The sequence below is a fragment of the Calothrix sp. NIES-2098 genome, from assembly GCF_963875125.1.
Classification (GTDB): domain Bacteria; phylum Cyanobacteriota; class Cyanobacteriia; order Cyanobacteriales; family Nostocaceae; genus Aulosira.
In genome coordinates this window covers 1488379-1509554 of record NZ_CAWNKJ010000001.1, presented here as the reverse complement: position 1 = coordinate 1509554, position 21176 = coordinate 1488379, and the positions used below count along the sequence as shown (strand labels likewise).

Genomic DNA, 21176 nt, shown 5'->3' with positions numbered 1-21176 from the left:
TATTGCAAAAATAAAAAAACAATATTATATTAATAATTTACTTTGGTTAGTATTTGATATACTAACCAATATAAAATTTTTTCTATTTTGGTAGTAAAATAATAAAACCTGCTATCGGTTATGCGGTTAAATACTGATGTAATTATCAGTAACTAACCGATAACAGGCACTGTTGTTGTCTTTGAGAATCAAACTTTAACCTATAGGCGGATTTATAGAGGGAAATAAGTTAGCTTGGTTTTGTCGAGGAGCAAGGAAAGATTGCACTAGAGAGACAATACTAAAAATTGCAAACCCAATTAATGCATACTCCAAAACCTTAACACCAAAGTTAAGAAACTCTCTAAATGCGTAGCCATCACCACCATGTATAAACATGGATTCTGTTTCATTTATATCTTCGATAAAGCTCTCAGCATTAACTATTAAGTTAGAGCTATTATGGTGCAAATCAGAAATTACGATCCTAGTCATTGTCGGGGTTAAAAAATTATTGGTTTTGGTAGGATGAAGCCTTTAAAGGCTTCATCCTGCTAATTACTTATCCCGATAGGGATTTAGCTTTTGTTGATTTAATACTATGTAATCAGCAACTAGAAGTTAGACACCAGTGCTGCCACCACTGCCAGAACCGCTACCAATACCAGTACCAGTACTGCTAAAGGTTCCTACTAAAGATGTAATTGTAGTGATACCAAGTCCAACTACACTGTATTCAAGTAGCTTGGCACCGAACTGCAAATATGGAACTAAATTAGTACCTTCACCACCATGAACTGATGTGGTGTCCATATCGTTTAGGTCATTCAAAAAGCTTTCAGAATCTTGGAAGAATTCAGAGCCAGCAGGACGTAGTTCAGAAACTTTGATATTAGCCATTGTTGTTCTCCTGAGAAATTAATTACTGATTTTCTTGGGTAAAACTATTAGTTTGTCAAGGCAGGATCAAGCCTTTGATGACTTCATCCTGCTAGTTATTCATCCCAATCGAGATTCAGCTTTTGTTGAGTTAATACTATATAATCAGCAACAAAAACTTAACCGATGGTAATACTTCCACTGCCAGAACCACTGCCACCACCAGAACCACTGCCGCCGCCACCAATGCCAGTACCAGTACTGCTAAATGTTCCTACTAAAGATGCAATTGTAGTGATACCAAGTCCAACTACACTGTATTCAAGTAGCTTGGCACCGAACTGCAAATATGGAACTAAATTAGCACCTTCACCACCATGAACTGATGTGGTATCTATATCATTCAAGTCGCTTAAAAAGCTTTCAGAATCTTGGAATAATTCAGAACCAGCAGGACTCAGTTCAGAAACTTTGATATTAGCCATTGTTTGTTCTCCTGGGAAATTATTGGATTTCTATGTATGTGTAAGATTCATTTGCTTAACCTTACACTTGCTATTCTTAGCCAGGAAAATTCAAAAATCAAGTCAATAAACTTGGCTGAATAGACATAAAAATAACACTTATGTCTTCTTCGTTAAATTGATTTTTTAGTTGAAATATATCTCTATCAAAAGTTATAGTTTGCTAATATATAAAAAGTATAATACTTATGCTATTTTAGAATTCAAAACCTATCTTTGTATAGAACAATAATTTTATTAATATGTTAATATTACAGTTCGTAGATGAATTGAACTTAGTTTAAAATAGCAATCTGAACCGTATTGCGTTAAATAGATTAGGAATTCTGTTTTATGCCATAAAGCACTAAATTAGCTGTGTCAGTCCACTACAAATAAATACCAGCATTTATAGTTAATCAAAAAAATACGTAATATTTAAGCGAATTTCATAAGTCAAAAAACCATGTAAATTTTAAAAATATATATTAATATTCTATTTTTCAAATATACGACATAGTAAGGTGGGCATTGCCCACCCAGCCCTTTCAACGCGTTCATTTGTACTAGATTTTCTGCAAACAATACACGCCCCCTCAACCCTTACACAATCAAACTCACGCTCAATTCTGCACAAAAATGCTCGATTCAAGAGGCAATAAATTGACCGTTTTTGGATGTGCGATCGCATAATCAAGTTCGATAGCTTAGAAGCATCATTTGTTGCCCCAGTCTGGGAGCGGGTTTCAGCCTTTGATTGAGTAGTTCATTTGTTCGTGTTGAAAGGGCTGGCATTGCCCACCCTACACTTTCAAAAAGAATTTATGATTCTGATTTTAGAAAGGATTGGCTGCTCTATCAAAAGGATTAGATGGCAACGGATTCGATAAGGAAGAATTGGTACCAATGGTAATGTTTATTGGCTTGCCGTTGGGATCGCTCAAAGCTTTAAACAAATCCATGAATTCTTTGTTACTGTTATTCACTGGCAAGTTAATTGTTATTGAACCACCCATTAAATTGTTCATTTCGCTAGGGGTTAGCTCATCCAATTGATTCTGGTTATCGCTCAGATGTAAGTCGGGAATACTGATATTAGCCATTTGCTAAAGTCCTCCATTAAGTTAGCGCTATGCATAGGCTGAAGCTGTAAATTGCCAAGGCCTTCTTTCATCGTTTGCGATCGCACTTCCAAATTCAAGTTTTCAATTCAATTTTTCTAGACAATACTGGTAAGATTTTGTCCGCAAAACTTATTAGCATCTCCACTTTTAGGAACTCAATCCCAACTGCTGCTTTAATTTTTCTGGCACATTTACTGCTTTCTCTAATCCCCGAACAGTTTCCCATTGCTGAGTTTCACCCCAGGTCATTTGTTCTAGGTTGGCTTCGCTCACATCTGCATTGCTCAAAATAGCGTAGCTGAGATTTGTGTGGCTAAGATCTGCACCGTTGAGTAAAGCACCACTCAGGTTACTACCGCTGAGGTTGGCGTAGTTGAGATTGGCATAGCTGAGATCAGTGCCGAAAAGCATAGTATCGCTGAGGTCGGCTCCACTGAGGTCGGCTTCACTTAGCAGCACGCCGCTGAGGTCGGCATCGTTGAGCACCACACCACTCAGGTCTACACCACTGAGGTCTGCGCCTAAGAACATAGCGCCGTTGAGTTTGGCGTAATTAAGCTTGGCACCGTTGAGTTTGGCATAGCTGAGGTCTGCCGCAACCAGAATAGCGTCGCTGAGGTTAGTACTGAAAAGAATTGTGTCGCTGAGGTTGGTGCCGTTAAGAATAGCACGGCTCAGGTCAGCACCGCTGAGGTCTGCACGGCAGAGGTCGGCATGGCTGAGGTTAATACCGCTAAGTTTGGCTTCGCTGAGGTTGGCACCGAACAGGATCGCATGACTGAGGTCAGCACCGTTGAGCTTGGCATCTTTGAGATTGCTGCTGTTGAGGTCGGCACTGGTGAGATTGGCATTTTTGAGGTTGGTGCTGCTGAGGTCGGCACTGCTGAGGTTAGCGCGGCTGAGGTCGGCGCGGTTCAGGTTAGCACCGCTGAGATTAGCACTGCTGAAGTCGGCACGGCTGAGGTTGGCGTTGTTGAAGTTAGCACCGCTGAGATTGGCATCTCCAAAGTTTGCGCCACCTAAGTTAGCGTTACTAAAGTTGGCTCCTATGAGGTTAGCATCTCCTAAATAAGCGCCACTGAGGTTGGCACCGCTAAAGTTGACACCCGCTAAGTTGGCGTTACCTAAATAAGCACCCCGAAAGTTGCCACCTTTCAAGAATTCTCCAACGATGCTACTAAAATTTCCAATTTCAATGGCATCGCTATAATTAATTATCCGCAGTAGTTGGGATGTGAAAAAACTGTCTGTATCCGGTTGGCTCGATGGATAAAAGGTAATTAGCTGCTGAAGTTCAGCTCGCCCTTGCGCGTAGCGGTGTAACTCCAAAAGTAAAATTAATACGTTAAGTCCTGTATATATATCTACTTGTCTCAGTCCGATCGCTATATTTTGTGCTAGCATACTTAACATTTTTTTCTGAGGCAAGTTCTCACTAGGTGCAGCATCGAGAAATTCACTCTGACACCAGCGGCGATAAAATTCTTCCAGACGTTGGAACAGCAGCAGGGGATGAAATTTCTTCCCAGCTATCAGCAAGTTCATTACTTGTTGAACTATGTCTGGTGTCAACGCTCCATAACCTAGTAAATCGTATATTTCTTCATAAAATTGGCGATACCTTAAAGGTAAATGCTCTGTATTCGGCGTTACACCTGTGAGATCTGGCAAACCATTTCCTGGTTTTCCCCATTCTTCTAACCTTTTTTGCAACCGTTGGGGTAATAAAGAGTCTTGTAAATTCTCTTGAGACCATCTATGGTTTTTATCTAAATCTTGTGGAGTTTTGTCCTCATGCAAAACTGCTTCAACTTCCTGGTATGTTGTCTGTGGCGTTTCTGGTAACTTTGTACCTCTCGCGTAATTGCTTAAACGCTTCCAAATTTGCGACAAGTATGACATTTTGTATTTTGTATTACTTTTTCATTACTGATTTATTAGAGATGAACTGCAATTTTCTATGGAATAGGTGCTTTTTCTGCAAAAATACGTCTGTATAATATATAACTAGTAAAACGTTGCTAACTTTCGTGCTAGTGCTAAACTATGACAGCCTGATAATTTTTCTCCGTATAAATCTAAATTGGTGGCTTGAGAAGTGGTTCATTTTCTAGTAATTTCATTGATTTCGTCCGAATTGTTATACTTTCTTCCCAGCAATTTTACTAGCTAGATGTAAAAATAATACGTACTGTTTGCTACAGATACAATTGTTAGCAAAAATCCTACAGCAAAAGCGTGCAATTAGATTGAAAAAATAGTAATGATAACTTAACCGAAAAGTTTGCTGCTGCTTATCAGCCAGCTAAGAGAATTTTTAGGTTAGCTCAGTTAGATAACAACAGAGCTACTTGACTTTGTAAATAATAAAAAATTAACTAATGATTGTTGTCGGGGGATGATTTGATGAATAAATTAACTTTTTATGTAATTTTGTTGCATAGTTTGTTTTTAGGAGTAACAACCGCCAGTGCTAAGTCCCCGCCTAGGAATGGAATAAATACTGAGTTAAGCACCCAACAAAAAGTACTGAAAGCATCAGTACAACAGCTTTCTGAGAGTCGCCAACTAACCCTAGAACCCGTAAAAAAGCTAGACACTGATTCGGGAAAACTCACTGATGCTCAAGGACAAAGTTCAAAGCAAGTTTGGGTAATTAATCAAAGCCAAAAAGCACAACAGCAAAGATTTAAGTGGATAGTTCAAGATCCCAAGCAAGCGGGAAAACAACCATTTTTACTTGCAGATAAAACCCCAGATAAACCGAGTGGAAAACCGAATTCGACGAGTAAACCATCTAAAAAGGATGATTTAGAACCGTTTGACGATGTTGTCAAAGACACCGACAAGCAGCAAGGATTGTTCACTCTTTATCGCCAGAAAGAGAAGAACAAGATTTATCTAGAAATTCAACCAGATCAGCTGAATAAAAATTATCTAGCGACATCAACCTTAGAATCTGGGATTGGCGAACAAGGCATTTATAGTGGGATGCCTTTGCAAGACTTTTTGTTTTATTTCAAACGGGTGGATAATAACCTACAATTTTCTATCCGTAATGTCAATTTTCGTACCCGTGAAGGAGACCCCCAGGCGCGATCGCTTGTGCGCTCTTTTAGCGACTCTGTACTCTACACTATTCCCATTAAAAGCATTCATCCGGAACGCAAAACTCTGCTGATTGATTTAGGCGATTTGTTACTCACAGATTTAGCTGGCTTATCTTTAAGTTTGGGCATCCCTGGTAGTACAGACCAGTCTTATTTTGGTAATGCTAAAGTCTTTCCAGAGAACATAGAAGTTGAGTCGATTTTAAATTTTTCTGGTGGTGGGGGTAGCGGTCGCGATAAAGAGGAGCTAAACTTCGAGTCCTTACCTGACAGCCGAGGCTTTACTCTGCGCGTTCATTACAGCCTCTCCCAATTGCCAAACAATAAATACTTACCGCGTTTGGCAGACGATCGCGTCGGTTATTTTATCACTGCCTATCAAGACTTATCTAAAGACGATCGTGGCGACCCATTTGTGCGCTATATCAATCGCTGGAATTTGGAAAAAGAAGACCCAAATGCTGCCATATCCCGACCCAAAAAACCGATTGTCTTTTGGATTGATAACGCTGTGCCTTACGAGTACCGCGATGCGATTAAAGAAGGGATATTAATGTGGAATAAAGCCTTTTTAAAGGCAGGATTCAAAGATGCAATCGAAGCGCGTCAAATGCCCGATAATGCCACATGGGACCCGGCGGATATTCGCTACAATACAATTCGTTGGATTAATACTATCGATGGATTTTTTGCTAGGGGGCCATCCCGCGTTAACCCCTTGACTGGGGAAATTTTGGATGCAGATATTATCGTCGATGGCAGCTTTGTACGTGTACTGAAGAATGAGTATCGACAAATAGTACAACCCAACCAAGTATCCAACCGCACTTCCTTAACAGAGTTGATGCAAAATAATCAGCTTTGCGTCAATAAGTTAGGCGGGAAATCCCAAGACAATCAAGACAAGCAAAAGCCGATGTTAAGCCGTCTAGCCCGACTCGCTGGTGAATCGGATTTATGCTATGGCATGGAAGCTGCTAATCAGTTTGCTTTGGGTGCAATGGCGATGACGCTTCTCCAAGACAACGCATCCACCCAAGACCAATTAAAAGAGTATATCAATCAATACTTACGTTTAATTATCGCCCATGAAGTTGGTCATACCTTGGGTTTACGGCACAACTTCCGTGGTAGTAACTTATTACCACCAGAGGAACTGAACGATAAGCAAATTACTACCAACAGAGGTCTAACTGCTTCGGTGATGGATTATATTCCCCCGAATATTGCACCCCAAGGTACGAAGCAGGGCGATTATTTTCCGAATATGGTCGGGCCTTATGATGATTGGGCAATTCAGTATGGCTATATGCCAACTCAGGCCACAACTCCCATAGCCGAAAAGCCAATTTTGGATGAAATCGCTAGCCAATCTGACAAACCAGAGTTGAGTTACTCTACAGATGAGGATAGGTATGACCTCGATCCCACATCCAATGCTTGGGACAATAGCGGTAATGTCCTGCGTTATTCTCAATGGCAGCTAGATAATTCTCGCCTAATGTGGGATCGTCTGACTAGACGTTATCCCGTGGCTGGGGAAAGTTATAGCGATTTAAGCGATCGCTTTGGCTCGGTATTGGGTAATTATTTCCAAAATATTTTTTACACGACAAAATATATTGGCGGGCAATCTTTCTATCGCATTCATGCCACAGAAACCCCATCTAGCAAGCCTGGTATTCGCCCGCGAAGATTACCATTTGAACCAGTACCAGTAGAACAACAACGGCAAGCATTAGAAACTTTGCAAAAGTATGTATTTGCAGAAGATGCCTTTAACTTCTCGCCAGATTTGTTGAATAAATTAGCACCTTCCCGTTGGTATCATTGGGGCAGCTATCCTTTAGTTGGGCGCTTAGATTACCCAATTCATGACTTAGTTTTGACTCTGCAAAGTGCTGTCTTGGTGGATTTACTTTCAGGCGATCGCCTTTCCCGCCTCAAGGATATCGAACTCAAGAGTCCGCAAGGAAAATCACTGAGTCTGCCTGAGCTATTTGATACCTTACAATCAGGCATTTGGACAGAAGTGCTGAAACCTCAAGGCAAACCACTGAAGATTTCCAGCCTGCGGCGTGGCTTGCAACGGGAATACGTCAATATCTTAAGCGATATTGTCTTACGCAAAGAATACGTACCAGAAGATGCACGCACATTAGCCTGGTATAAAATCCGGCAATTAAACGAAAAACTCGCAGGAGCAAATTCCGACGATGAATATACCAAAGCGCACATTCTCGAAACACGCGATCGCATTGAGAAAATCTTGAATGCGCCGTTAAGAAGTAATTAATAGGTATTGGGTATTGGAAACAATTTTGGATTTTGGATTTAAAATCCAAAATTTCTTTTTCTCCTTGTCTCCCATACCTTCCTAAGCATTAACCTGTGCTGGGGTGCCAAACTAATTAGTCCCAATACTGGAAATGGTAAAGTCAAAACAAGCGGAGGTTTTGATATGGCTCAAGCTTTACCCAAACTAGTGACTTTTGAAGAATTTATTGCTTGGCTGCCGGAAAATACCGGAAAACGGTACGAATTACACGATGGGATAATTGTAGAAATGTCTCAACCGAGTGGAAAGCATGAAAAAGTTACGGGATTTTTAGCCGGAGAAATTACCGTTGAATATAAGCGCTTAAAACTGCCATACTTTATCCCCAAAACAGCTTTAGTAAAACCAGCGAGAAAATCATCGGGTTACTTGCCAGATATCGTATTAATCAACGATGCTAATTTGCAAAATGAGGAATTATGGGAAAAAGAATCTACCGTGACTCAAAGTGAATCCATTCCTTTGGTCATTGAGGTTGTCAGTACAAACTGGGAAGATGATTATTACACCAAATTAGGGAATTACGAAGCAATGAAGATTCCTGAATATTGGATCGTTGATTATGCAGCCTTAGGAGCCAGAAAGTTTATTGGTAACCCCAAACAACCAACCATTTCTATTTATCATTTAGTTGATGAAGAATATCAAGTTGCTCAATTTAGGAATTCGGAACGTATTATATCTCCTACTTTTCCAGATTTAAACCTGACTGCTAATCAGATTTTCAATGGAGCTTTGTAGAGCATTTTTATTATTCTTGACGCTAACAACACAAATATTATTGCTAGATTTAGATCCCCAACTTTTTCAAAAGTCGGGGATCTAGAAAGCCATTTACTAACTCTGCTTTGTCTGCTTTTTCTTAACTACTCAACGCCTTTAAGAACCTTTGTAAACTCTTAAATACACTAGGCTTTTTCGCAGGTGTAGCATCAGTTGTTGTTTGGGCTTGTCCTTTCATCAGTATGAGATCTAATTCATCACCTGATGGTTTTTGCGGCAATTCGGCAATGATTTGATACTCATCACCTTTTTCTACCCAAACTTGCCACTGTCCTGGGTAGCAACGAAAGACAGCCGTTTGATCGTCTACAGGGCGTAAGTAGTAGCAAGATTCGATGTTACCAATAAAACGTTGGCGGACTTGTCTAGCTGCGTAACCAATACCGACAACTCCAAAATCTTCGAGGCGAGGATTTAACAGGACTACGGGCCGATCGCCAATTTCTTGACAGAGTTTTTCCATCTGTGAAACTTCGACGGAACTGGGTGCAACAAACAGAAAAATCTCATCTTCTGGCTGAATTTTTGAGTCGGCTGCAGTAGCCCTACCCGTACCGACATCGACAATTTTAAATTTTGCATCTGCCCATTCTCGACGCGCCAATGCAGCCGCACCAGCATCAGCAAAGAAAACCTTGAGGCGGGAATCGTATTCCGCAAACGCAGGCAGAAAGTCTTCCGCCACTAGCATATATTTGAGTTCTGGGAAGACAAACTCAACTTGTAAGCGAGTATGGCCGTCTGCTAAAGCAGCTTGGGTAGCTGTCCGAGATTGGGCGATCGCTTCTTCAAGACTTTTGGGAAGTTCACTCATAGTCTGGATTATACTTTGGTGTCTAATACCATTGTTTCAGGATTGGATCTCTAATCTCATGGAAAAAGCTGCGGGGCTTGCATCAAAACAAGAATTGATGAAAAAATTGATCCGCGAGTAGCTTCTCGCTTGGCAAGGGACTTAAGAGGAAATTTGTGAAAGTTTTAGTTATCGGTAATGGAGGGCGCGAACACGCTCTGGCTTGGAAACTGCTGCAATCTAAGCAAATTGAGCAAGTTGTTTGCGTACCGGGAAATGGGGGTACGGCAAGTATGGCAGGTTGCCAAAATATACCCCTAGCGGTAGATGACTTTGAGGGCATTGGTAAGTATTGTCATGAAAATGGGATAACTCTGGTGGTAGTCGGGCCAGAAGTGCCCTTAGCAAAGGGAATTACAGATTATCTTAATCAGCAAAGCTTGAAGGTATTTGGCCCGGTCAGAGCCGGAGCGCAAATTGAGGCGAGTAAGGCTTGGGCAAAAGCTTTAATGCAAGAAGCGGGTATTCCGACAGCGAAAGCAGCTGTGTTTACAGAAGCCGCAGCAGCCAAATCCTACGTGAAAGCACAGGGCGCACCGATTGTAGTCAAAGCTGATGGCTTGGCGGCGGGTAAGGGCGTAACGGTGGCGGAAACGGTAGAACAAGCTGATGGTGCCATTGATGCGATATTTCAAGGACAGTTTGGCAGTGCTGGGGAATTTGTTGTCATTGAAGAATGTTTGATTGGGCAAGAAGTTTCGGTCTTAGCCTTGACTGACGGGTTAACCATTCGTCCGTTACTCCCAGCACAGGATCATAAGCGGATTGGTGAAGGCGATACCGGGGAAAATACTGGAGGAATGGGAGCTTATGCGCCAGCGCCGATTGCCACACCAGAGATTATGGCACGGGTGCAAACAGAAGTCTTAGAAAGAGCGATCGCCACTTTAAAAGCTAAGGGGATTGATTACCGGGGTGTACTCTACGCCGGGCTAATGATTGCACCCAATGGCGACTTTAAGGTTTTGGAATTTAACTGTCGCTTTGGCGATCCCGAAACGCAAGTCATTCTGCCGCTATTGGAAACGCCCTTAGAAGAGTTGATTCTAGCTTGTATAGAACAGCGTTTAGGAGAAATGCCAGCGATCGCTTGGAAAAAAGGAGCAGCTGCTACAGTCGTGGCGGCGGCTGGAGGTTATCCAGGAGCGTATGAAAAAGGACACGTTATTATAGGAACCGAGCAAGCCACCGCAACCGGAGTCACTGTATTTCATGCAGGCACAAAATTGAACGAGCAAAAAGAAGTAGTAACCGATGGTGGTCGAGTATTAAACGTAACTGGTATTGGTGAGGATTTTGCGCAAGCGATCGCCCAAGCCTACGCAGGCATTCAATCTATTCACTTTCAAGGGATGTATTACCGTCGAGACATTGGGCATAGAGTTAAGGGGCAATAGTTATTTCTTTTTTCTCCCTGCTCCCTTGCTTTTTCTCCGTTCCTTCCGTTTGACTCTGGAACGCCAGTTCACTCAACGGAGGGAACCTCCGCACGTGACTGGCTCCTTTTGACTCTTGACCGACTTCTTCACCTATTTGTCAAATTAACTGTTAATTTTTTAGTTGTTGGGGTTTATTAGGAAAACTACTAACAACTTTATTTAAGATGCTGGCTCTTTTGAAAACAATCCGAGAAACGATCGCAAATTGGTGGTCAGATTTCACACTCCAGACCAAGCTGTTAGCTGTGGCCACATTAGTGGTTTCTTTATTTATGAGTGGTTTGACCTTCTGGGCTGTGAATACGATTCAGCAGGATGCGCGGATGAATGATACGCGCTTCGGTCGTGACCTTGGACTGCTGCTGGCTGCCAATGTTACCCCGCTAATTGCTGACCACAATCTCACGGAAGTTGCCCAATTTTCGCAACGCTTTTATAGCAGCACTTCTAGCGTGCGTTATATGCTCTACGCTGATGAAACTGGGAACATCTTTTTTGGCATTCCGTTTTGGGAAGCAGAGGTGAAAAACTCCTTAACCATTGAACGGCGCATCCAATTGCCTGAAGATTACGCTAAAGACAGCGATAAGCCGATGGTACGGCAACACATGACTCCGGATGGGTCTGTGACTGATGTATTTGTTCCCCTCATGGCTGAGAACAAATACTTGGGTGTCTTGGCAATTGGCATTAACCCTAACCAAACTGCCGTTATCTCTACCAATTTTACCCGCGATGTCACCATTGCAGTTTTTATCACAATTTGGGTAATGGTAATTTTGGCAGGGGTAATTAATGCGCTTACCATCACCAAGCCAATTAAAGAACTGTTAGTAGGTGTGAAACAAATCGCCGCCGGGAATTTTAAGCAGCGAATTGACTTACCCCTAGGAGGCGAACTCGGAGAATTAATTCTCAGCTTTAATGATATGGCAGAGCGTCTAGAACGCTATGAAGAACAAAATATTGAGGAACTAACAGCAGAAAAAGCCAAGCTAGAAACTCTAGTTTCGACAATTGCCGATGGTGCTGTATTGATTGACAACAATATGCAGGTGATATTAGTTAATCCAACAGCACGGCGGATTTTTGCTTGGGAAAGTGATGAGGTTGTAGGGTGCAATGTGCTACATCACTTACCCCCCGCAGTCCAAATGGAAATTAGCCGTACTTTATATGAAATGGCATCAGGAGAATGCGAAAGTGCTGAATTTCGGATTGCTTTAAATCAACCAACTAAACGCACGATTCGCATTCTCTTAACTACAGTTTTAGATTTACAACGGGAAAGTGTTAAAGGTATAGCCATTACCGTACAAGATATTACCCGTGAAGTTGAACTCAACGAAGCCAAAAGTCAATTTATCAGCAACGTTTCTCACGAACTACGAACACCTTTATTTAATATCAAATCTTTTATCGAAACTTTGCACGACTATGGCGAAGATTTGAGTATAGATCAGCGTCAGGAGTTCCTGCAAACAGTTAATCATGAAACCGATCGCCTGACACGTTTAGTCAACGATGTCTTAGATTTATCCAAACTTGAATCTGGACGCAACTATAATTTTGATGGTGTAGATTTAGGACAAGCGATCGAGCAAACACTGCGTACTTATCAACTAAATGCTAAAGATAAAGGCATTGAATTAATTCAAGAAGTGACATCACCTTTACCGTTAGTATTAGGTAATTATGATTTGTTACTGCAAGTATTAGCTAATTTAGTTGGTAATGCCCTCAAATTTACTCCAGCTGGTGGTAAAGTAGCCATTCGCGCCTATCAATTAGATCCCAAGCCTAACAACTCTCACAAGCAATCACCTCTGGTACGAGTTGAAATTTCTGATACTGGTATTGGTATTGCTGCTGAAGACCAACAAGCAATTTTCGATCGCTTCTTCCGCGTAGAAAATCGCGTTCATACCCTCGAAGGTACAGGTTTAGGTCTATCAATTGTGCGCAATATTATGGAAAGGCATCACAGTAAAGTTCATTTGGTAAGTGAAGTTGGGATTGGTACTACTTTTTGGTTTGATTTGGCTGTGTTTGAGTGAAATTCAAACAATTATAGATGTACACAGATAAACATTTATCGATATCTGCGTGCATCTGTCTTTATCTGTGGTTCGATATCCATAATAGGAACCATAAAATCATTCGTGAGAAGTGTTTATTATGCTAAATAAATAGACCTATACGCCATGCCCAATCACAACTAAACTTCATAAACTTGATGGCCTCTAATTTCAACTTTGTGTGCGGCGAGGCACTTTTCCCAGCCTTCACGAGTGCCAATATCACTTTTTTGTTTGAGCAGCCCTAGTTGCTGTTCTTGTTGAGTAAGTTTAGCGAATTTTTCGTGTAGTGGATAGTTGGGTGTGACAAAGGTTTCTTTGCGGTGCAGAATGGGAGGATTTGCTCTGGTTTGGTAGTCGCGGTGAGTAATTTTTAAGGTAATAAAGTCAATAATGATACTGGCTTTTAAGGCGGGATGGGGATCGGTGTCGAAGTCGGGGTAAAACAGATAGCAGATTTGCGGTTTATCGATGCAAAATTTGATTAAAGTAGCACCATCTACACGCCCAATGGTACGGCTAGCGCAACCTTCATAAATTCGCAATAAAGCATCGAGTTCTGTAAGAGCTGAAACATGAACGTATAAAGCACCACGGGTATGTTTGCCAATTTTGCTTTTTTCGCAAGCTGTTTGCACTACTCTAAGTTGACCTAAGCTAAAAAGTTTTTGATCGGCGACTGCACAAGCTTCCTCATAACTCCCAAAAAAGGCTTTGATGTCATGACGCATTTCTGGGGCGAGTTTATGCCATGAGGGACGTTGTTCAAAGTGGGTGAGAGCGAGATAAACTTGGATATCAAGGGAACGACGATATGCGATCGCATCCCATTCTGCTTCGTCGGTAGCTTGTAATACTACACTAAAGGCACGGCGGAAGTTACCAAATTCACTCAATAATTCCTGTTCGTTCCTTAATTCACCTTTGATTGGTAATCTTCCACGCTGGGTAAAAAACGCCATCAATGGTGCGAGTAGTTCTTGGTAATCTTCAAACCGCTTGCTGGGAATACGAATTCTGGGCGTAGAACTGCGAGTAAAGAAGCGGATAGCCTTGAAACTTTCTTTTTCAACTTCATCGCGAAAGACGAAGTAGACGCCTAAAGCCACGGGTACTGCATCTACATTCAGTACTTCATCAATGTAACTTTTGAGTTCTTCTTGTTCGTAATATTTCTGAAAAGTATTGCGACGGGTAACAATCCCATCGCTGTAAGCTAATTGGGTTTTACTGGGTGCGTTGACTAGAACTTGTGCAGCGACAATTAAGACTTTGCGGGTGAGTTCCCAAGCTTTAATTAAGCTTTCTCGCCGTTCTTGGGGGTCTTCGATGACGTTGAGGACATAACCCAAGTTGACAACATCAGCGGCGGTAATTTGCTCATCGGGATAATAGTACGGGTCCCAGCCAACACTGGTGTAACCTAAATTTGCCACGCGCTGGACATCGCCACCGTAGCCGCAACCGTAGTCAAAAAAGGTAGTTTCCGGATTGAGGATTGCCCATTCTATAGCCAATCTTACCGGACGGGAAATGTCAGTCCGGGCGATCGCAGCTCGATGACGCTCAATTTCTACATAGCTCTCTACCATAAGAGCATTTCAAGATGTTGACAGGGTTTAGTTGTGTTAGCAGCAGCATAACGCACCATGTTTTATATCCTGTCAATCTTTTACCGCTAATTCAATTAAATCTTCAATTTTCTTGATATTTGGATCGCCTGCTAAGTAACCAATTCCCCGATGTAAATGCAGGCGAAATTGCGTGGCTAGGGTTTCTTTGTCGGTGGCGTAACCGTCGTTATAACAGCGTTGCTTCAGGGCGAGGAGGAGGATATCTGACATTTCGCCGCCAAAGACGCGCCAGGTCATTTCCACGTTGCTATCTTGGGGAATGGGTACGGGGGAAGGTGGGGTGGGTTCTGCAAGGGAACGACAAAATGCCCATCGACATAATATATTCCATTGGTCGATTTTGGTGTTGCGGCGGAGTTTGAGTAGTTGGTCTTTAGCTGTTTGGGAAAGTTTGATTCTTTCAATTGGGGATTCCATGATTAAAGATTAAAGGAATACTCTATATTATGCTTTCACATAATTAATAATACCTAACATCTTGTTAGTAATTTGGTATAATTTTAGTTTACCCAATCTAATACATCAAAACATTTAAATTTGTTATTAAAGGATATTATGGCTAAATTGCAATTACATTTTAATGGTTCTTTTGCTCTAAAAAAAGATGAAATAAGTAGAATTGTTCGTGCTGCGGCTCAAGATAACGGCTTAGATGATAGCTTACCTAATTTGATGGTAAAAACCAGTTTGGGTAATGGCAAAGTAGGGCGGGTAAAAAGTTGGGCAATACGTGCAGGATTAATTAAGAATAATCGTCCCAGTCCAGAGGGAGATATTGTTTTGCGACTAGACCCCAGCTTTGAGTCGAATATTACAGATTGGTTGATGCACTTTTATTTAAGTTTTGGCGATCGCGGTCTACAAATAACACCAGAAAACCCTGCTGATTGGGGTGCATGGGCTTACTTTGTATATACATTTTTACCTCGCTATCCTAAATTTACTAAAGAAGAATTGCTATACCACAGTGCGTCGATATTTGACGAAGAAAGCAAAGTAATTGCTGACAGAATTAAATTTATATTACGAGCATATACTGAGTTTACTGCTTTAGCAGCCTGCAAGTTTATTACTCAAGAAAATGATAAATATATTAGTGGCTATGCTAATTTACCTAACCCTTATCTATTAGGCTACTTCTTAGCAAAATTATGGGAACGTGACTTTCAAGGCGAAAGTTCCATTCTGACTGAGTCTATTCTGAACGAAAAAATGGGGCTTGCTCCCGTATTAGGAATAAAACCAGAGGCATTACAAGAACAGCTAAATGCATTGGAAGCTTATGGCATCATCGAACAGCGACGGGCAGTACCTCCTTTTCAGGTGATTCCGCGCTGGGATGAACCTTTGACACTGCTGGGGAAAGCTTATGACAGATGAAGTTCCCGTGCCGCTGCGACATGCCAGACCCGATGACCGAATTCATCTGCTGCTTTGGGACAGGCCTGACGAAACCGAATTGGTGCGTATCGCTCATTACAACAACGCCCATCGGGCCAACTACCGAAAAAATTTGCTACAAAGGATTCATCCAGCAGAGAACTTTCTTGCTCTTCATCACAATTTAGATATCGAACTCAGTGCCATTAAATCAATGTGTTCTGGGGTGAGCAAACAGATTGTTTTATTGGAAGGGTTAGATTGTCTAATTACTTATCTGCGAGTTACATCTGGCAGTCGCATTACCCTTTTCTGGAAACAACTGGAAGAGACTCGCAAGCTAGAAAGACTTTTGTGGATACTACTACCCCAGCAATTAGCACCTAAAAATTGGCCATCAGAGCGAATTAAGCGTCTTCCTTCGGGATAATTATCTTTTTTGCATTTGCCATTTTTAATTTACTATGCTCCTCAACCAACTTGTTGAAATCAACGAAAAGGGTAGTATTGCCAGTTCTGTAAACTTTGGCATGATGGATGATTCGCAGAAGAATTTGTCTTTGTGCGAAAGTTTTATTTTTAACTACGACCAAGCAAAACCTGAGTTATCTACAGTTGGTATTTTGGATGCCGTGCGCCGTAGTTATCATAGTGCAAATCAGCCGAACATCCACTTGATGATTCAACAATATGGTAAGGGTAAGTCACATTTTGCGATCGCTATAGCAAACTTTTTCCAAAAACCCTTCCACAGTCCGGAAATACAAGGTATTTTGTCACAAATAGAAAAGGCGACATCTGGAAAAAGTCAGGCTGTTGTTGAAGGCTTAAAGCTATTTAAACAAAATCAACGCCACCAACATTTAGTTATATGTCTTAGTGGTGACATAGGCGGCGATATCAGAAAGCAATTTCTACAACAACTCGTTAAAAGTATAGAAGCACAAGGTATTCAAGATTCTTTAGCACAGCATATATGCAGCGAACCTCTACGCTACTTAGAAAGTTTGAATCCAGAGAATAGGGCAAAAGCAGAGCAATATTTACGAAGTATAGGCAATCCTGATGGTGATGTGAATTCTCTTATTCGATTCCTCAGAGAGAATAATTCTGGTGTTATATCTACTGTTAAAAAACTGGCTTTTCAAATCACTGGTTTTACTCCTGATTTTACTGCCGATATCAATGTTCAAATAATTCTAGAAGACCTGATAAAAAATTATTGCACTGGTGAAACTGCTCGCTTTCAAGGAATTTTAATTTTATTTGATGAGCTAAACTACTATTTAAAATCTTGGGCAGCAGATGATATTGGTGCTGGAGGCACAGCACTGCAAAATATTACTAACATTTGTGAGAACTACAAAGGTAAAATCGCTCTGCTAAGTTTTACTCAAATTCATCCAAGTAGAGGCGTAGGAATCTCTGCTAATGCAATGCCAGAATATTTAAAGGTTGCCACTCGCCTCGCACCAAAAGATGGTACTACTTATGATAATCCTACTTCTAGCTTAGAACTGGTAATAGAAAACTTATTATTGCCAAAAAACGAAAGTAATTGGCAACAATTCCGTTCTCACTGGCATAACACTCTGAGGAGAGAAGCTGAAACGGCTTTTGAGCGAAGAATTAAAATTTATCGAGAAAAAGGCTGGTCTTTTCAAGAATTTTATAATCACTTGTCTGAGGGTTGCTTTCCACTCCATCCCCTAACGGCATATCTACTGTGTAACCTTGATTTTACTCAAGACAGAACTGCTATTCAGTTTATTAAACACTATGTCAAAAATTTTATCGATACTCAGCCTGTCGAAAATACTGGAAAACTCAATTACATATATCCCATTGCTTTAGTAGACACCTTTCTAGAGAACTTTTCTAACTATCCTGTTTATAGCCAATATAAAAAAGCTGTAGATATAGTTTCAGGTGCCGATGATACAGATGAATTAACTGTGCTTAAAGCTTTATTTTTATACGAAGCTAGCGGAGAAAAACTTACTAAAGCTGACCGAGAAGAACATCAAGAGATTTTGGTAGCTTTGACAGGATTAACTAAATCTAAACTCCAGACAGCGCTAAATAAACTGGAAAAAGAAAGATCCCTAATTTACCAACAGCCAGAAATTAAACTTTATCGATTCTGGGGAGAAATTAATCCTAAAGATATTCAAGAAGAAATTGAGGAGAAAATAAAATTACAGACTACATCAATTAATGATGTAGTGACTTACTGTAGTGAGATTAATATTCTGAAACAATATTCCTCCAATACTACAATTAGTGCTACGCAGTTTGTCAAAGATAACCAATTGGTGAGTGAGGACTGGCGTTTTGAGTATAAGATATATAGTATTGATAAATTTATTAGAGCGTTAGAGAATAATCGAATTCTCAAAGAGACTAAAGAAAAGGGAATTTTGGCTTATGTCTTGGGAGAAACTCAAGAAGAATTACAAGATTTGCGTAATAAGATAGCAGATTATTTATATAAATCGCCAGTTAGACAATATATTGCCGTTGCTATTCCTACAGAAGAAACTGGAAATTTAGCCCGGATAATTCTCAGGATAAAAGCTCTGGAAAAAACTGATATTGCTGATAAACGCTTGTTAGGGAAAGCCTATCAAGAACAGCTTCAGCGTTGGCAAAAAGAGGCAATTACGCGGTTAAACAGATTATTAACTAATTGTACTTATCATTGCGTCGGAATTGAGAAACTTACTCCTACTGAACAACAAAACCCGCAACGGGTAGTCAGTTTCCTTTTACAAGATTTATATCCCTTTGTTCCGCCTGTTGATGAAATTGATAAAATGCGTTCAGATCATCAGACAGGTAAAAAAATCGTTGGTTGGACTGCAAAACAAATCTTCATAGAAGATAATATCAATCAACAGACACTTCCTGACCGTTCTTACGGTACTGTTATTGACCAGATTTTTGTCAAATTGTGGCATCTATTTACGAAAACATCAGATAAGTATATTGTAAAAGAACCAACCGATCGCAAAATACGTGTTGCTTGGGATAAAATTTCTGAACTCACTGACTTAAAAGGATTGCCAAAAAATACTTTTGACTTAGAAAAAATTTGGCAAGTGCTCTCTGCTCCGCCTTTTGGTTATAGCGAGTATAACTTTACTATGTTACTAGCAGGATGGCTGGCAATTCACCGCAAAGAAGTTATTTTACGAGGACGCATCAAACTTACTCCTAAAAAGGGAGAGATTGTTCCTTTAGAGGAGAAATCTCTACAAAATTGGGGTAACACTGATATTCTGCAAAACCCCACCGCATTTGTTGATGATTGGATTATTAAACAAAAAGCTAAACTAATTCGTCGCCAACAAATACAAATGCCGATTCTGCCGTCATCGTCTATAGATTATCACCAGGCGCAAGATTATTTAGCGGAAGTTGCGGCTTTTTTAGAGTCTAATGAACCGGAGGGTTTAGAGAAAGAAGAGTTAATTAGGAATAGAAAGCAGGTGAGTGCTGGAGTTGCGGAAATTAACAAGTGGTTTCAACCAGTAGAAGCTGCCGAGAACTTACCTAGCGATGCACCATTGGCAGCATTTTTATCACTTTATTCTCAACTAAAGAAAGGATCGCCAGACAACCCAATTTTACCAACACAACAACAACGCGATCGCTTTAACAAAGCATTCCAAACTGTCAGTGAAAAAATTGACCAACTTGTAGCAGAACAAAGCAAGCTTGCTGAGTCCTTATCTACCGAACAAGCTTGTAGTACTTATCAAAGAGAAATTCAACAAGTAATTGACCAAATTAATCAAATTGCAGAGATACCTTCTCATCTAATCGAGAGTTTGCAAAATGCCCTCCGCACTGCCAACATCAGATTAACAGAAATCAGGCAGCAAGCAGAAGCCGGGCAAAAGCAAGCCGAAGATACGCAAATCATGCAGAGTATTCGCAATTCTGCCACAAAAATCAAAACAATTCATCTTGCTCAAGAAGCCTTGCAAGAAATTGAAAATTTACAATATCGCTTTAACTATCCTGATAAATTTCAGCCGGAAATTGCTGAACTTGTTCAGTCTATTCAAAACAGAATTACTGACTATCGTTCTAGCTTGGTAAATATTCGTAATCAACTCCAATCAGTCAATAGTCTCCCTGAGTTAGATACTATTAATACAGAATATGCAAAACTGGATATTGTTTTTCAAGATTCTGCTGATTACGCAGCCTATCAAGAACTACAGCCAAAAATTCAGAGTTTAAAGAATGACCTAGAGCAAATACAAAGTCTAGAAAATCGCTATCAACAAAGTAATTCTATTGCCAGTTGTAATGATGCTTTGACAAGAATTTCTAGTGGAGAGTTGAATATCGTTAATATTGACCGCTTTCAAAGCAAAATTGCTCAGTTAGCAGTCAATTTCCAGCAAAAAATCCAAGAATATACTGCTGAATTACAAGAATATAAGCATAATTTAGAGTATTTAACAAACGTAGAAGATGCCCAAATGTTTCAAAAAGAATTACTGAAAAAGTCGCCTCAATACTCAGGTTCGGAAATAGAAACAGAGTATGAAGGAATTAGAGGAGATTTAGCAATAATAATTGATTTATTACAAATAGCCGAGTCAACAAAAGTAGAGACTTTAGAAGCTTGTCAAACTCAGTTAGATAGATTACAAAATTGGGAAGATAGAAATAAAGCAGTAATAGAGAAATTTAGCGATCGCCTACATTCACTCCATACAGAAATAGAACAAAAGCAACAAGCTGCTGCCCAGCAATGGATTGAAGATTTAGAAAGTAGTTTTACCGAAATCAACCAATTATCTGATGATACGGATAAACTCGCAGCAGCTAACAATTTATTAGATAAAATTCAAGAGGAAAAATCAGAATATATCAGCTTACTTGACAACTCAACTACTCAATTACTTGAAAGTATAGAACGTCAATGTATTGAGGAACGCGAAAGAGATATTGCCAATCAAATTCTCTTACTATTCCAGCAACTTCCCCGTCTAGAGCAACAAAATCTGTACGAGAGGATAGGACAAATGCTCTCAGAAATGACGGAGGAGTAATAGG

Annotated in this window: 15 protein-coding genes; 7 read left to right on the top strand and 8 right to left on the bottom strand. The window is 40.4% G+C overall.

All coding sequences use genetic code 11. From position 1 onward, the window contains the following. Positions 1 to 195: 195 nt before the first annotated feature. The 5 genes from AACU33_RS06285 to AACU33_RS06265 all read right to left on the bottom strand — a co-directional run bounded on the left by AACU33_RS06285 (position 196) and on the right by AACU33_RS06265 (position 4387). Entirely contained in the window at positions 196 to 474 is a 279-nt protein-coding gene (locus AACU33_RS06285) for a hypothetical protein (protein ID WP_096587580.1), read from the bottom strand. 126 nt (positions 475 to 600) lie between these two features. After that, positions 601 to 879 carry a hypothetical protein gene (locus AACU33_RS06280; protein ID WP_096587579.1) on the bottom strand — a complete coding sequence of 93 codons (279 nt, stop codon included), beginning with the start codon at positions 877 to 879 and terminating at the stop codon, positions 601 to 603. A 158-nt stretch (positions 880 to 1037) separates the two neighbouring features. Beyond that, a complete protein-coding gene (locus AACU33_RS06275; RefSeq protein ID WP_096587577.1) occupies positions 1038 to 1343 on the bottom strand; it encodes a hypothetical protein in 306 nt (101 codons plus the stop codon). A gap of 854 nt (positions 1344 to 2197) precedes the next feature. Continuing rightward, positions 2198 to 2464 (bottom strand): hypothetical protein, encoded by a 267-nt coding sequence (locus AACU33_RS06270; RefSeq protein ID WP_096587576.1) that lies wholly within the window; start codon positions 2462 to 2464, stop codon positions 2198 to 2200. Positions 2465 to 2632: 168 nt separating this feature from the next. Next, positions 2633 to 4387: a pentapeptide repeat-containing protein gene (locus AACU33_RS06265; protein ID WP_096587574.1), complete on the bottom strand. Its 1755-nt coding sequence runs from the start codon at positions 4385 to 4387 to the stop codon at positions 2633 to 2635. A gap of 504 nt (positions 4388 to 4891) precedes the next feature. Between AACU33_RS06265 and AACU33_RS06260 the strand changes: the two genes are divergently transcribed. Both AACU33_RS06260 and AACU33_RS06255 read left to right on the top strand, forming a co-directional pair. Then, positions 4892 to 7891 carry a zinc-dependent metalloprotease gene (locus tag AACU33_RS06260; RefSeq protein WP_096587573.1) on the top strand — a complete coding sequence of 1000 codons (3000 nt, stop codon included), beginning with the start codon at positions 4892 to 4894 and terminating at the stop codon, positions 7889 to 7891. Positions 7892 to 8056: 165 nt separating this feature from the next. Further along, positions 8057 to 8674: a Uma2 family endonuclease gene (locus AACU33_RS06255; RefSeq protein WP_096587571.1), complete on the top strand. Its 618-nt coding sequence runs from the start codon at positions 8057 to 8059 to the stop codon at positions 8672 to 8674. Positions 8675 to 8795: 121 nt separating this feature from the next. Here AACU33_RS06255 and AACU33_RS06250 read toward each other — a convergent pair whose 3' ends face one another. Beyond that, positions 8796 to 9530, bottom strand: a complete 735-nt coding sequence (locus tag AACU33_RS06250; RefSeq protein WP_096587570.1) for a DUF1995 family protein — start codon at positions 9528 to 9530, stop codon at positions 8796 to 8798. Between the two features lie 155 nt (positions 9531 to 9685). On the opposite strand from AACU33_RS06250, the gene purD reads away from it, so the two are divergent. Next, positions 9686 to 10966 carry a phosphoribosylamine--glycine ligase gene (gene purD, locus AACU33_RS06245; RefSeq protein ID WP_096587569.1) on the top strand — a complete coding sequence of 427 codons (1281 nt, stop codon included), beginning with the start codon at positions 9686 to 9688 and terminating at the stop codon, positions 10964 to 10966. 206 nt (positions 10967 to 11172) lie between these two features. Then, positions 11173 to 13065, top strand: a complete 1893-nt coding sequence (gene nblS / locus AACU33_RS06240; RefSeq protein WP_096587568.1) for a two-component system sensor histidine kinase NblS — start codon at positions 11173 to 11175, stop codon at positions 13063 to 13065. 161 nt (positions 13066 to 13226) lie between these two features. On the opposite strand, the gene AACU33_RS06235 is transcribed toward nblS, so the two are convergent. Further along, positions 13227 to 14678 carry a DNA phosphorothioation-associated putative methyltransferase gene (locus AACU33_RS06235; protein ID WP_096587566.1) on the bottom strand — a complete coding sequence of 484 codons (1452 nt, stop codon included), beginning with the start codon at positions 14676 to 14678 and terminating at the stop codon, positions 13227 to 13229. Between the two features lie 72 nt (positions 14679 to 14750). Then, a complete protein-coding gene (dndE, locus tag AACU33_RS06230; RefSeq protein WP_096587565.1) occupies positions 14751 to 15137 on the bottom strand; it encodes a DNA sulfur modification protein DndE in 387 nt (128 codons plus the stop codon). Positions 15138 to 15275: 138 nt separating this feature from the next. Here dndE and AACU33_RS06225 point away from each other — a divergent pair, with 138 nt between their 5' ends. From AACU33_RS06225 to AACU33_RS06215, 3 genes are read left to right on the top strand one after another with little or no spacing between them, the layout of a single operon-like run. Continuing rightward, positions 15276 to 16100 (top strand): hypothetical protein, encoded by an 825-nt coding sequence (locus AACU33_RS06225; protein ID WP_096587563.1) that lies wholly within the window; start codon positions 15276 to 15278, stop codon positions 16098 to 16100. Further along, complete coding sequence (locus AACU33_RS06220; protein ID WP_096587562.1) at positions 16090 to 16530, top strand: hypothetical protein; 441 nt, start codon at positions 16090 to 16092, stop codon at positions 16528 to 16530. The genes AACU33_RS06225 and AACU33_RS06220 overlap by 11 nt, the downstream gene beginning before the upstream one ends. 34 nt (positions 16531 to 16564) lie before the next feature. Further along, positions 16565 to 21172 (top strand): hypothetical protein, encoded by a 4608-nt coding sequence (locus AACU33_RS06215; protein WP_096587560.1) that lies wholly within the window; start codon positions 16565 to 16567, stop codon positions 21170 to 21172. Positions 21173 to 21176 lie beyond the last annotated feature (4 nt).